The sequence below is a fragment of the Microbacterium sp. TW_SC_2 genome, assembly GCF_055361165.1.
Genome location: NZ_CM143952.1, coordinates 1,250,560 through 1,263,079 on the forward strand (window position 1 = coordinate 1,250,560; position 12,520 = coordinate 1,263,079).

At 69.4% G+C, this 12,520-nt stretch carries 12 protein-coding genes; 7 read left to right on the forward strand and 5 right to left on the reverse strand.

Annotated features, from left to right (window positions below; all coding sequences use genetic code 11):
- Nucleotides 1-33: 33 nt before the first annotated feature.
- Both ACWA14_RS05805 and ACWA14_RS05810 read right to left on the reverse strand, forming a co-directional pair.
- Nucleotides 34-777 carry a PspA/IM30 family protein gene (locus ACWA14_RS05805; protein WP_463796660.1) on the reverse strand — a complete coding sequence of 248 codons (744 nt, stop codon included), beginning with the start codon at nt 775-777 and terminating at the stop codon, nt 34-36.
- Nucleotides 778-832: 55 nt separating this feature from the next.
- Nucleotides 833-2,914, reverse strand: a complete 2,082-nt coding sequence (locus ACWA14_RS05810; protein WP_463796662.1) for a TPM domain-containing protein — start codon at nt 2,912-2,914, stop codon at nt 833-835.
- A 90-nt stretch (nt 2,915-3,004) separates the two neighbouring features.
- Here ACWA14_RS05810 and ACWA14_RS05815 point away from each other — a divergent pair, with 90 nt between their 5' ends.
- From ACWA14_RS05815 to ACWA14_RS05835, 5 genes are all read left to right on the forward strand, one after another.
- A complete protein-coding gene (locus ACWA14_RS05815) occupies nt 3,005-3,844 on the forward strand; it encodes a DUF3097 domain-containing protein (RefSeq protein WP_463796665.1) in 840 nt (279 codons plus the stop codon).
- A gap of 60 nt (nt 3,845-3,904) precedes the next feature.
- A complete protein-coding gene (trmB, locus tag ACWA14_RS05820) occupies nt 3,905-4,630 on the forward strand; it encodes a tRNA (guanosine(46)-N7)-methyltransferase TrmB (protein ID WP_463796668.1) in 726 nt (241 codons plus the stop codon).
- Nucleotides 4,627-5,460 carry a CPBP family intramembrane glutamic endopeptidase gene (locus tag ACWA14_RS05825; protein ID WP_463796670.1) on the forward strand — a complete coding sequence of 278 codons (834 nt, stop codon included), beginning with the start codon at nt 4,627-4,629 and terminating at the stop codon, nt 5,458-5,460. Before trmB ends, ACWA14_RS05825 begins: the two co-directional genes overlap by 4 nt.
- 79 nt (nt 5,461-5,539) lie before the next feature.
- Nucleotides 5,540-5,932: a DUF1304 domain-containing protein gene (locus ACWA14_RS05830; protein ID WP_463796672.1), complete on the forward strand. Its 393-nt coding sequence runs from the start codon at nt 5,540-5,542 to the stop codon at nt 5,930-5,932.
- A gap of 73 nt (nt 5,933-6,005) precedes the next feature.
- Nucleotides 6,006-7,082: a DNA polymerase IV gene (locus ACWA14_RS05835; RefSeq protein WP_463796675.1), complete on the forward strand. Its 1,077-nt coding sequence runs from the start codon at nt 6,006-6,008 to the stop codon at nt 7,080-7,082.
- Between the two features lie 107 nt (nt 7,083-7,189).
- On the opposite strand, the gene ACWA14_RS05840 is transcribed toward ACWA14_RS05835, so the two are convergent.
- From ACWA14_RS05840 to ACWA14_RS05850, 3 genes are read right to left on the reverse strand one after another with little or no spacing between them, the layout of a single operon-like run.
- On the reverse strand, nt 7,190-8,167 hold the full coding sequence (locus ACWA14_RS05840) for a zinc-binding dehydrogenase (RefSeq protein WP_463796677.1): 978 nt from the start codon (nt 8,165-8,167) through the stop codon (nt 7,190-7,192).
- Nucleotides 8,168-8,182: 15 nt separating this feature from the next.
- Entirely contained in the window at nt 8,183-8,605 is a 423-nt protein-coding gene (locus tag ACWA14_RS05845) for an organic hydroperoxide resistance protein (protein ID WP_463796678.1), read from the reverse strand.
- Between the two features lie 25 nt (nt 8,606-8,630).
- Nucleotides 8,631-9,104 carry a MarR family winged helix-turn-helix transcriptional regulator gene (locus ACWA14_RS05850; RefSeq protein ID WP_463796680.1) on the reverse strand — a complete coding sequence of 158 codons (474 nt, stop codon included), beginning with the start codon at nt 9,102-9,104 and terminating at the stop codon, nt 8,631-8,633.
- 210 nt (nt 9,105-9,314) lie between these two features.
- Here ACWA14_RS05850 and treS point away from each other — a divergent pair, with 210 nt between their 5' ends.
- A complete protein-coding gene (treS, locus tag ACWA14_RS05855) occupies nt 9,315-11,084 on the forward strand; it encodes a maltose alpha-D-glucosyltransferase (RefSeq protein WP_463796682.1) in 1,770 nt (589 codons plus the stop codon).
- Nucleotides 11,081-12,520: a maltokinase N-terminal cap-like domain-containing protein gene (locus ACWA14_RS05860; RefSeq protein WP_463796684.1), complete on the forward strand. Its 1,440-nt coding sequence runs from the start codon at nt 11,081-11,083 to the stop codon at nt 12,518-12,520. Before treS ends, ACWA14_RS05860 begins: the two co-directional genes overlap by 4 nt.

Here is a 12,520-nt window from a genome sequence, read left to right on the forward strand (position 1 = left end):
GAACACGAGTGTCCGAGGCATCCGCTGCGAGTGTTACGAGCCTTCGATCGCGGTGCGCGGCGCCGTGCCGCCGGCCTTGAGCTCCGCGAGGCGAGCCTCGACCTCGGTCAGCTCCCCCAGGTCTTCCAGGCTCTCGAACTGGGCGTCGAGGCTCGACGCGGCGAGCTCCATCTTGCCCTGCGCGAGCGCCTCCTGGCGGCGGACCTTGTCCTCGAAACGCCCCAGCTCGCTGGTGGGGTCGAGCACGTTGATCGAGCCCACGGCATCCTGCACCTTGGTCTGCGCCTCGGCGACCTTGGCGCGGGCGAGGAGTTCGCTGCGCTTGTTCTTGAGCTCGCCCAGCTTGTCCTTCATGCCGTTGAGGCCGCTCTTGAGCTTGTCGACGATCTCGGTCTGCGACGCGATCTGCGGCTCCGCGCCGGTGGCCTCGCGCTCCGCACTGATCTGACGCTGCAGAGCGATCTTGGCGAGGCTGTCGAACTTGTCGGCGTCCGCCGCGTTGCCGGAGGCGCGCATCTCATCGGCCTTGCGGCTGGCGGCGAGAGCCTTGTTGCCCCATTCGGTGGCCGACTGGACGTCTTCCTCGTGGTCGCGCTCGAGCAGACGCAGATTGCCGATCGTCTCGGCGATGGCGGACTCGGCGTCGGCGATGCTGTTGGTGTAGTCGCGAACGAGCTGGTCGATCATCTTCTGCGGGTCTTCCGCAGAGTCCAGAAGTGAGTTGATGTTCGCCCGGACGAGGGTGGAGATTCGCCCGAAGATGGACTGCTTGGTCATTCGTGGTTCCTTTCAGAGGGACTGTGTCGAAGCATGCCGTACTTGTCTATGAGGTTCAGAAGCGTCGACCTCCCGAGCGGCCGCTGCGGCTGCCGCCGGATCGCCCGCCGCCGGATCGCCCGCTGCTGGAGCGCCCGCCGCCGCCGAACCCGGAACTGCGGAAGCCGCTGCTCCCGCCCGATCGCCAACTGCTGCTGCGCGAGGAGGACCCGCCGCCTCCGGAGAGGAGGCCGCCGATGATGCCGCCGATGATGTCGCCGCCGATTCCGCTGCCGGAGCCTCCGCCGCCGAAGCCGCCGCCTCCCCAGCCGCCGCCGGAGCCGTTGCTGTAGGCGGAGACGTCTGCGGAGGCTGAGGCCGTCGCCTGCCGCGCGAGGTCGAGCGCACGGGTGGCCTCCGACAGAGCCTGCTCGGATGACGTCGCCCGCAGGTTCAGCGCCTGCGTGAGGCTCGCGTCGGCCTGCGAGAGGCGGGTGCGTGCGGTCGATCCGACCGTGCCGCGCCGGGTCTCGATGAATTCCCGCGCGGAACGGATCTCGGCGCCCGCCTGTGCCAGGGTCTGCTCGAGCATCTGCTGCGCCCGGCGTTCGCGCTCGACGCTCTGCCGCCCCTGGGCGAGGGCCGCGTCGATCTGCGTGTTCGCGGCGGAGAGCGCGTCGAACGCGCGCTGCGGATTGCGTGCCGTGCTGCCCAGATCGGCCTGTGCGTGCTGGAGCTCCCGAGTGGTCGCAGCCACCGCGGCCGCGATGGTCCCCTCGGAGTCCGGAAGCTGCTGTGCCGCCGCCACGTCGCCTTCAAGATCTGCGATCAGGCTGCGGGCCTGTGCCTCGATCGACGCGAGGTCCTCGCCGAGGGCGGCGATCGCGTTCACGAGCTGAACACCCTGCGCGACCGCCTGTTCGGCCGTGCGGATGGCGAATGCGGCCTCGCCTGTCTCGCCGGCCGTGATGGCCCGGGCCGCGGTGTCGATCGAGCGGTCGGCGAGCGCCGCGCGCTCCTGCGCCTGCGCCGGGTTGTCGGTCACCGTGCTGAGCGCGGCCGCGTCATAGGTCGTGCGAAGCGACGACAGCGCCGGAGCCGCGTCCGCGAGAGCGGTCTGGAGCGCCTCGCGCTCGGTGCGCACCCGCTCGAGTGCCTCCGGAGCGTTCTGCTCGAGGGATCGGAGGGCGTCGAAGGCCTCGGTGTTCTCGTCGAGCAGGTCGTCGATCTCCTCGGCGATCCGGATGATGTGGATGTGCCAGGCGCGGCGATCATGGATCGTGTCCTCGATCTCGTCGTCGAGCTTCTGCTTGAGATCGAACGCCTCGGACATCTTCACCTTCGCCGCATCCACGGCATGCGTGAACTCCGCCGTCGCCGCATCCCCGAACTGCGCCACGGCGAAGCCGAGCTCTTCGCGGCTGGAGGTGATCGCGTCGTCGGCCTGCACCAGGGCGAGGCCGGCCTGCGTCTCCACCTGGTCGTCCGTGAGCGTCGAGAACGGGTCGGCCGGGTCGGGAGTCTCGGGCATGGCGCCGCGTTCGCGGATCGCCGCCCGGCGGCGGCTCCGGCGTCCGAGCGCGATGATGAGCCACAGAAGGAGCGCGACGCCGACGATCGCCAGGATCACGAGGAAGACGCGCAGTGCTCCCGCGCCGCCGTCCCCCTGGATCTCGTCGGCGGCCAGAACGATGGCGCCCTCCCAGTCCTCCTGGCTCGCCAGAGACTGGATCTTGTCCTCCACGCCGTCGAGCGTGGCGTCGCTGAGCGGGCCGTCCGCGGCGGCGGAGATGTAGTAGCTGCGGCCCTCGACGGCGATGGCCAGCAGATACTGATCGGGGCCGAGGTTGTTGCCGTCCGCGACGGTGTCGGCCCATCCGACGCTGTCGGACGGAGAGGTGAAGTCATCGACCAGCACCACGAAGAGGTCCGCGGAGGAGTTCTCGCTCAGGGTCTGCAACCGCGATTCGACGGCGTCTTCCTGGGCAGCGCTCAGCACGCCGGCATCATCCGTGACGTATCCGGAATCGAGCGTGATCGGGTCGGTGGCGGATGCGGAGGCGGCGCCGAGCATCCCCGTGAAAGTGGCCGCGACCACAGCGGCCAGCGCCAGCCATCGGGTCCTGATCGTTCCTGCCGGCTGACCGCGGTGCACCATGTCCCGAGTCTATTCACACACCCCCGACACGCGACAGCACTCAGGCCCTATCGCCGTTCGCCCTGAGCGGAGGCGCATACGCTGGAAGGCATGGACGACAGGTACGGATCCGATGTGCTGGCCGCAGGATGGCGCGAGCGCGCCGCGAAGCCGGTACCGCAGGTACCCGCCACCCCCGATCTCGTCGTGGAGGTGGCGGACGACGGATTCTGCGGAGCCGTGACCCGCGTGCAGGGCGGCACGGTCGAGCTCGAGGACCGCCTCGGCCGCCGCCGGCTGTTCCCCCTGGGCGGCGGCTTCCTGATCGACGGCGCCCCCGTCCGTCTCGTGGTCCCGGCAGCGGCTCCGCAGGGCACGCGTCGGACCGCATCGGGGTCGTTCGTCGCCGGTGATCAGCGCGCGCGCGTCGCGCTGCCGAGCCGCATCCTCGTGGAGGGCAAGCATGATGCCGAACTCGTCGAGAAGGTGTGGGGCGCCGATCTCCGGGTCGAAGGCGTGGTCGTCGAATTCCTGCAGGGTGTCGATCTGCTCGACGAGCTGCTCGCGGCCGAGCCGCCCAGCGCGACGCGGCGATACGGCGTCCTCGTCGATCACCTCGTGCCGGGCTCGAAGGAGTCGCGGGTGGCGGATGCCGTCTCCCGGGGCCCGCACGGTCGCCATGTGCGCATCGTGGGGCATCCGTTCGTCGACGTGTGGCAGTGCGTGACCCCGCGGGCGCTCGGCATCACCGCGTGGCCCGAGATCCCGCGCGGCACCGACTGGAAGACGGGCATCTGTCGTGCTTTCGGGTGGCCGCACGAGACGCAGGCGGACACGGGGCGGGCGTGGCAGCACATCCTCAGCAAGGTGCACACCTACCGAGACCTGGAACCGGCGCTGCTCGGGCGGGTGGAGGAGCTCATCGACTTCGTCACGGCACCCGCCGGCTGAGCGGCATCCGCTCCGAGCTCGACGCACAGGCGGTGCGCCCGCGCCGACTACCCTGGAATCATGCCTGAACCCCGCACGTTCCGTGATGAGCCGGTGTCCTTCGTGCGCCGCAGCGGCCGGATGTCGGAGGCGCAGGAGCGCGCCTTCACGGAACTCGCCCCGTTCTACCTGCTCGATGTGCCACGCGGCGATGCGGCGACGTCGGTGCACACCGACGCGCGGTTCGACGTCGCCGCCGAATTCGGTCGTGCGGCCGGGCTGATCGTCGAGATCGGCTCGGGTCAGGGGCACGCGGTCGTCGCCGCGGCCGCCGCCCGTCCCGACACCGACTTCCTCGCCGTCGAGGTGTACCGGGCGGGTCTTGCGCGGACCATGCTCGACGCCGACCGCGAGGGCGTGCGGAATCTCCGCGTGATCGAGGCCAACGCACCCGAGGTGCTGTCCTCCTACCTGCCGGAAGCCGCTGTGAGCGAGGCCTGGATCTTCTTCCCCGACCCCTGGCACAAGCACAAGCACACCAAGCGCCGCCTGGTGCGCACCGGATTCGCCGACAACGCCGCCCGGGCGCTCGCCGACGGCGGACTGCTGCGCCTCGCGACCGACTGGGAGGACTACGCGCTGCAGATGCGCACCGTCCTCGACGCCGAGCCCCTGTTCGAGCGAGCGTTCGAGGGGGAGTGGGCCGAGCGGTTCGACGGTCGCGTGATGACGGCGTTCGAACGCAAAGGTCTCGCGAAGGGGCGCGACATCCGCGACCTCGTCTATCGACGCCGGGAGCGCGCATGAACGAGGTCGCGCAGCGCCCGACCGTCGTGCCCGGGATCGCGCCGGCCGTGCTCGTGTGCGCCGCGGCCCCCGCCTTCTTCGTGCTCGAGATCCCGTGGCTGGGGTGGCTGCTGCTGGCGCTCGGGATCGCCGTCTCCTGGTTCATCGAGCGGGGCAGAGTGACCGGATCCGGTCCATCGCTCACCCGAGACCTGTCCCTGATCGCTCTCGGACTGCTGATCGTGAGTGTGATCCCGCTGGCGGCGGAGCTCGACAATCTCGCGATGCTGCGCTTCACCCTGGCCCTCGGGGGCGCGGTCGCCGTGCCCTACCTGGTCTCGCGCTACGTGTACCGCGACCGCGCGATCAGCTTCCCCTGGCGCACCGGCAAGCGGTGGGGACGCCTGCAGTGGGGCTGGCTGATCGCCGTGCTGGTGCTCGGCTGGCTGATCCTGCCCTTCTACTTCATCACCAGCGGCGTCTACCAGAACTGGCCGGTCGTCGACACTCCCGACCTGATCGCGCGCCTGTTCGTCGGCGTCGGCGCGGTCGGCATCTGGGATGAGCTGTTCTTCATCTGCACCGTGTTCGCGCTGCTGCGGCGGCATTTCCCCGACGCCCTCGCGAACGTGCTCCAGTCGATCGTCTTCGTGTCGTTCCTGTGGGAGCTGGGGTACCGCGAGTGGGGGCCGCTGCTGACCATCCCGTTCGCTCTGCTGCAGGGGTTCATCTTCCTCCGCACGCATTCGCTGGCGTATGTCGTCACCGTGCATCTGCTGTTCGACGCCGTGGTGTTCGCGGTGCTGGTGCACGCGCACAACCCCGGGCTGCTGCCGATCTTCCTGGTCTAGGTCGCGGCCGGTGGTCCGGCGGACGCGCCGCAGGGTGCGCCGTTTGCCGTGCGCCGGTGCGGCGCGGGAGAATCAGCCCATGCTCATCGTCGGTCTGGTCCTCGCCGCGGCTGCTGCCGCCTTCCACGTGTTCATCTTCGCGCTCGAGTCGCTGAGGTGGACCGAGCCCGAGACCCGCAAGATCTTCGGTGTCGCGACCGAGGCGGACGCCGTGACCATGAAGTCGCTCGCCTTCAACCAGGGCTTCTACAATCTGTTCCTCGCGCTCACGGCGCTGCTCGGCGTCGGTCTCACGATCGTCGGGTCGGCGACGGTCGGACTCACGCTGGTCTTCGCCGGCTGCGGGATGATGCTCGCCGCGGCGCTCGTGCTCATCCTGTCCGACCGCAGCAAGGCTCGCGCGGCGACGATGCAGGGCACCCTGCCGCTGCTCGCGATCGTCGCGACCGCGATCGGTGTCTCGCTCGGCTGAGCCCGCGCCGCGACCCGGCACACCCGCGGGAGACCCGGGTGACAACCCGCTCCCCACCCGTCACACTCGAGGCATGGCCGACTGGGTGCTGCACGTGGACATGGATCAGTTCATCGCCGCCGTCGAGGTGCGACGGCGGCCCGAGCTCGCCGGCATCCCCGTGATCATCGGAGGGCGAGGCGACCCCGCCGAGCGGGCAGTCGTCTCGACGGCGTCGTATGAGGCGCGAGAGTTCGGCATCGGCTCCGGTATGCCGCTGAAGATCGCGGCACGCAAGGCACCGGACAACGCGGTCTTCCTGCCGGTCGACCAGGACGCCTACGAGGCGGCATCCGCCGAGGTGATGACGACCCTTCGGGCGCTTCCCGACGTCGTGCTGGAGGTGATCGGCTGGGACGAGTGCTTCCTCGGGATCACCACCGACGATCCGGAGCGGACTGCTCGGGACGCTCAGACCGCGGTGCTGGCCGCGACGGGGCTGCACTGCTCGGTCGGCATCGGCGACAACAAGGTGCGGGCCAAGATCGCGACCGGTTTCGGCAAGCCCCGGGGGATGTTCCGCCTCACCGCGGAGAACTGGTTCGAGGTGATGGGGGAGAAACCGACCCGTGATCTCTGGGGCGTCGGTGCGAAGGTGCAGAAGCGGTTGGCGGAGCACGGCGTCCTGACGGTGCGGCAGCTCGCCGAGGCGCGCGAGATCGATCTCGTCACGGAGTTCGGACCGCGCATGGGTGTCTGGTACCACGGGCTCGGCTCCGGGCTCGGACCGCGCACGGTCGATGACACGCCCTGGATCGCGCGCAGTCACAGCCGGGAGACGACCTTCCAGGCCGATCTCACGTCACGGGAGGACATCGAGGCCGCGATCCGGGAGCTCGCGCGGCATGTGCACGAGGATTGCGCGGCGGAGGGCCGTGCGGTCGTCCGTGTGCATCTGAAGGTGCGATACGCGCCCTTCGAGACCAAGACGCGGGGGCGGAAGCTCCCCACGCCGACGCTGCGGAGCGAGGACGTGGTGGACGCGGCGCTCGCGCTGGGCGCGGCGTTGGATCCCGCACGCGAGGTGCGGTTGCTCGGGGTGCGCGCCGAGATGGAGCCGCCGGAGCACGCCGACCCGGTCGAGCGCACACCGGTGCGCGGTCGGATGTGACGGCGACCGCGAACCGCGTCAGCTGAGCAGCAGAGCAGCAGAGCAGCAGAGTGGGCTGAGCTGCAGAAGGGGCCGCCCGCCGGACGGCCCCTTCTGCAGCGGTTCGCTCAGAAGCGGAGCAACACCTTGCCGACGCGGCCGGGGGTCTTGCTCGCGCGCACGGCGTCGGCGATATCGGCGGCGTCGAAGATCCCCGAGACCGGCAGCGTGAGCGTTCCGTCGGTGACACGCTGGATGAGCTCGCCGAACAGCGCACCCCGGGTGTCGGGGTCGATCTGCTGGATGACCTTGCTCCCCCAGAATCCCTTGACCGTGACCTGCTTGAAGATCACGTCGGAGGAGGCGAGCTGCATCACGGGGGAGTTCATCGCCCCGAACGCGACCAGGGTGCCGCCCTCGCTCAGCAGCGACAGGACCTCGCCCGACGCCTCTCCACCGACGGAGTCGACCCCGGCGACGACCGGGGCGCCGCCGATCAGACGCGCCGCCTGATCGCGCCAATCGTCCTGATCGGTCGCGATGACGTTCTCGATGCCCTGCGCGCGGAGCTCCTCGACACCGTCCGTGCGGCGCACGAGCCCCAGGACGTTGATGCCGCGCGCCACGCCCAGCTGCGCCAGCATCCGGCCGACGGCGCCGTTCGCCGCGTTCTGGACGATCCAGTCGCCTTCCTTCACGTCGAGGAAGTGCAGCAGGCTGATCGTGCTGAACGGCATGGACACGAGCTGAGCGGCGCTCTCGTCCGAGAGGCCGTCCGGCACCGGGATGAGTCCCGCGGCGGGGGCGACGATGTACTCGGCCCACGCACCAAAGGTGCCGCCGGTGGCGACCCGCTGTCCGATGCTCAGGTGCTCGACGCCCTCGCCCAGGGCGTCGACGATGCCGAGGGCCTCGGTGCCGGAGCGTGCCGGCAGCTCGGGCTTGAAGCCGTAGGTGCCGCGCACGGTCCACAGGTCGTGGTTGTGGATCGGTGAGAGCACGATGCGCAGGCGCACCTGCCCGGCGGAGGGCTCGGGAGCCGGCTGCTCCTCGAGCGCGAGCACATCTTCGGGTTCGCCGAAGGTGGGGTGGATGAGTGCCTTCATGCTGTCCTCCTCAGGTCAGTCGTCGGAGACGGTGATGGTGACGTCGATGTTGCCGCGGGTCGCGTTCGAATACGGGCACACCTGGTGGGCCGCGTCCGCGAGAGCCTGGGCCTGCTCGGAGGCGAGCTCGGGGATGACCACCTCGAGCTCGACGGTGAGGCCGAAGCCGCCGGCGCCGTTGGAGCCGATCCCCACGCGCGCGCCCACCGAAGAGCCCTCGATCGAGACCTTCTGACTGCGAGCGACCGACTGGAGGGCCGAGTGGAAGCACGCGGCGTATCCGGCGGCGAACAGCTGCTCCGGGTTGGCGCCGTCGCCGCTGCCGCCCATCTCCTTCGGGATCGCGAGGTCGAACTCGACGCGACGGTCATCCGTGGCGACGTGTCCGCTGCGGCCGGCGCCGGTTGCGAGAGCCTCTGCGGTGTAGACAACTTCCATGTTCTGTGTTCCTTCCGGTTCGTGGTCAGGAGTCGGCGGCTGAGCGCTCGTCGGCGCTCGCCGTGGACGGGGGAGTGGCCGTCTGCAAGAACGCGGTGAGCGCTTGCAGCTCGGAGATGAGGTGCCGACGGTGCGCATCGTCTCGGATGCCGGAGAGCTCGGCGATCCGAGCGGGAACCCGCGCCAGCTCGGTGCGCAGCGCCTGGCCCGCAGCCGTGAGCTGCACGGTGACGACCCGCTCGTCGGTCGCGCGACGCTCTTTCGTCACGTAGCCCGCCTGCTCGAGGCGGCGAACCAGAGGGGACAGCGTGCCCGAGTCGAGCTGCATCGCCTCGCCCAGGGAGCCGATGGTCTGCTCGCCCTCGTTCCACAGGATCGCGAGCACCAGATACTGCGGGTAGGTCAAGCCCCACGGGGCGAGAACCGCGCGATAGGCCTGCGTGGTCGCGCGCGCAGCGGAGTACAGGGAGAAGCACACCATCTCGTCGGTCACGGCCATGACGCAAGTATTGCACGCGATTCAATTGTGCACAATGTGAATAGGGCGAGGGTGAGGCGTATCGGCTACACCAGGGCGCGCCGCCGACGCAAGGGGTGACGACAGGGTGCGATCGTGTGACATGTTTGGCACGTACTCGGAGTTCGCGCGTCTCGGCGCGCACCTCGCCCCCGCCGACGACGCTCACCGTCTGAGCGTGAGGAGAAGCAGATGACCAGTGCTGTCGAGCCTGCACCGCAGACCGCCTCCATTCCGATCCTGACGCAGGAGCCCTTCCCGGACACCCCCGGCAGTCCGGCGCCGGAGTGGTTCAAGACCGCGGTGTTCTACGAAGTGCTGGTGCGCTCGTTCAAAGACGGCGACGGAGACGGCTCGGGGGACTTCCGCGGGTTGATCGAGAAGCTGGACTACCTGCAGTGGCTCGGCGTCGACTGCCTCTGGCTGCCGCCCTTCTTCCCCTCGCCGCTGCGCGACGGCGGGTACGACGTCGCCGACTACACCGGGGTCCAGTCGGACCTGGGGACGACGGAGGACTTCCAGGAGTTCCTCGATGCCGCCCACGCCCGCGACATCCGCGTCATCGTCGACTTCGTGATGAACCACACCAGCGACGAGCACCCGTGGTTCCAGGCGAGCCGCACTGACCCGGACGGCCCCTACGGCGACTTCTACGTCTGGAGCGACACGGACGAGCTGTACGAGGACGCCCGCATCATCTTCGTGGACACCGAGCCGAGCAACTGGACGTGGGACCCGGTGCGTCAGCAGTACTTCTGGCACCGGTTCTTCTCCCACCAGCCCGACCTCAACTTCGACAACCCGAAGGTGCAGGAGGCGATCATCGATGCCATGCGGTTCTGGCTCGACATGGGCCTGGACGGCTTCCGCCTCGACGCCGTGCCCTACCTCTACGAGCGGCCGGGAACGAACGGCGAGAACCTCCCCGAGACGCACGCGTTCCTGCGCGAGGTCCGCCGCTTCGTCGACCGCGACTACCCCGGTCGGGTGCTGTTGGCCGAGGCCAATCAGTGGCCGGCCGACGTGGTGGACTACTTCGGCGACCCGGAGGTCGGCGGCGACGAGTGCCACATGTGCTTCCACTTCCCGGTGATGCCGCGCATCTTCATGGCGGTGCGCCGGGAGTCGCGCTACCCGATCAGCGAGATCCTCGCCGAGACGCCGTCGATCCCCTCCGGCTGCCAGTGGGGGATCTTCCTGCGCAACCACGACGAGCTCACGCTCGAGATGGTGACCGACGAGGACCGCGACTACATGTGGAGCGAGTACGCGCAGGACCCCCGCATGAAGGCCAACATCGGCATCCGTCGTCGTCTCGCGCCGCTGCTCGACAACGACATCGACCGCATCGAGCTGTTCACCGCGCTGCTGCTGTCGCTGCCGGGCTCTCCCGTGCTCTACTACGGCGACGAGATCGGCATGGGCGACAACATCTGGCTCGGTGATCGCGACGGCGTCCGCACGCCCATGCAGTGGACCTCGGACCGCAACGCGGGATTCTCGAAGGCGAACCCGGGCAAGCTCTCGCGCCCGGTCGTGCAGGACCCGGTGTACGGCTACCTCGCCGTGAACGTCGAGGCCCAGCAGGAGGACCGCTCGTCGCTCCTGCACTGGACGCGCGACATGATCAACGCCCGCAAGAAGCACCCGGCCTTCGGGCTCGGGAGCTTCAACGACCTCGGCGGATCGAACCCCGCCGTGCTGTCGTACTCGCGCGAGCACACCAACGACGACGGCTCGATCGACGTGATCCTGTGCGTCAACAACCTGTCGCAGTTCCCGCAGCCGGTGGAACTCGACATGCGGCGCTTCGAAGGGCTCGTGCCCGTGGAGCTGGTGGGCGGAGTCCGGTTCCCGCGGATCGGGGAGCTGCCGTACCTGCTGACGCTGGGAGGCCACGGGTTCTTCTGGTTCCAGCTGCAGGAATCCGGCGATGATTCGGAAGAAGCGGGGATGCTGTGAGCACGCTCGACCATGCTGTTCTTGAGGACTATCTGGTGCGCACCCGCTGGTTCGCCGGCAAGAGCCGGCCGTTCCACGTGTCGCAGGTGCGGCCCCTGGCCGAGCTCTCCGGCGAGGGCGGCCATCCGACCGTGACCGTCCACCTCGTGACCGTCGAGTACTCCGACGAGGAGGGCGGCACCGAGATGTACCAGGTGCCGCTGTCGAGCTACGAAGAGCACGAGGAGCGCATCGGCCACGCGTTCGTCGGTACGGTCGACCACGAGGGGCACGTGCGGCACCTGTTCGACGCGGTGCATGATCGCAACGCGATGGCGCTGTGGTTGAACGGCTTCATCGCCGCCGGCGGCGAGGGGGCCACGGAGATCGGCGGGCTGCGATTCCGCCGCGTGCCGGGCGCCGAGGTGCTCGATCCCGAGCTCCGCTCCTCGCCTCTGTCGGGGGAGCAGTCGAACTCCTCGATCCGCTTCGACGATGTCGCCATCATGAAGGTGTTCCGCAAGGTCAGCGCCGGCGTGAACCCCGACATCGAGATCCACGAGGAGCTGACGCGAGCCGGATCCGAGTCCATCGCCGACCTGTACGGCTGGATCGAGGCCGACGTCGACGGTGAGGTCGTGCAGCTGGCGATGCTGCAGGAGTTCCTCCGTACCGCCGCGGACGGCTTCGAGCTGGCCACGGGGAGCGTGCGCACACTCCTGGTCGATCCCACGCAGAGCGTCGCCGAGTCCGGAGGCGACTTCGCGGGGGAGGCCGCGCGACTCGGGGCCACCGTCGCGGAGGTGCACGCCAAGCTGCGCGAACGGTTCCCCGTGGAGCGGCGGGGCGCGGAGGCCACGGCCGAGCTCGCCCGCGGCATGGACGAGCGCTTGGAACGGGCCCTGTGGGCTGTTCCCGAGCTCGAGCAGTATGCCGAGCGGCTGCGCGCGACGTACCGTGCCGTCGCCGCGCTCGACGGCATCGACGTGCAGCGCGTGCACGGAGACCTGCACCTCGGTCAGACGCTGCGCACCTCGCACGGCTGGCGGATCGTCGACTTCGAGGGAGAACCCGGTCGGCCGTTCGCGGAGCGGTCACTGCCGGATTCGCCGTGGCGCGATGTGGCGGGCATGCTGCGCTCGTTCGACTACGCCCCCGGTGTCGTGGAGATGTCACAGGCCACGCCCGGTGGGGTCGAAGACGAGGAGCGGGAGCTTCGGACAGCGCGTGCGCAGGAGTGGTCCGAGCGTGCGCGCCGGCACTTCCTCGATGCGTACCTCGCGGCCCTGAGCCCGGAGGACGACGAGGCGGCGGAGGTGCCGGCGATGCTCGCGGATCAGCGTGTGCTGCTCGACGCGTACGTGGCGGACAAGGCCGTGTACGAAGCGCTGTACGAGAAGCGCAACCGACCAACGTGGGTGTCGATCCCACTCGCCGCCATCGCCGAGATCGGCTGA

Excerpts from the sequence above, each read along its gene's own strand:
- ACWA14_RS05805 (WP_463796660.1), bottom strand. The coding sequence starts at position 777 with ATGACCAAGCAGTCCATCTTCGGGCGAATCTCCACCCTCGTCCGGGCG.
- ACWA14_RS05810 (WP_463796662.1), bottom strand. The coding sequence starts at position 2,914 with ATGGTGCACCGCGGTCAGCCGGCAGGAACGATCAGGACCCGATGGCTG.
- ACWA14_RS05815 (WP_463796665.1), top strand. The coding sequence starts at position 3,005 with ATGGACGACAGGTACGGATCCGATGTGCTGGCCGCAGGATGGCGCGAG.
- trmB (WP_463796668.1), top strand. The coding sequence starts at position 3,905 with ATGCCTGAACCCCGCACGTTCCGTGATGAGCCGGTGTCCTTCGTGCGC.
- ACWA14_RS05825 (WP_463796670.1), top strand. The coding sequence starts at position 4,627 with ATGAACGAGGTCGCGCAGCGCCCGACCGTCGTGCCCGGGATCGCGCCG.
- ACWA14_RS05830 (WP_463796672.1), top strand. The coding sequence starts at position 5,540 with ATGCTCATCGTCGGTCTGGTCCTCGCCGCGGCTGCTGCCGCCTTCCAC.
- ACWA14_RS05835 (WP_463796675.1), top strand. The coding sequence starts at position 6,006 with ATGGCCGACTGGGTGCTGCACGTGGACATGGATCAGTTCATCGCCGCC.
- ACWA14_RS05840 (WP_463796677.1), bottom strand. The coding sequence starts at position 8,167 with ATGAAGGCACTCATCCACCCCACCTTCGGCGAACCCGAAGATGTGCTC.
- ACWA14_RS05845 (WP_463796678.1), bottom strand. The coding sequence starts at position 8,605 with ATGGAAGTTGTCTACACCGCAGAGGCTCTCGCAACCGGCGCCGGCCGC.
- ACWA14_RS05850 (WP_463796680.1), bottom strand. The coding sequence starts at position 9,104 with ATGGCCGTGACCGACGAGATGGTGTGCTTCTCCCTGTACTCCGCTGCG.
- treS (WP_463796682.1), top strand. The coding sequence starts at position 9,315 with ATGACCAGTGCTGTCGAGCCTGCACCGCAGACCGCCTCCATTCCGATC.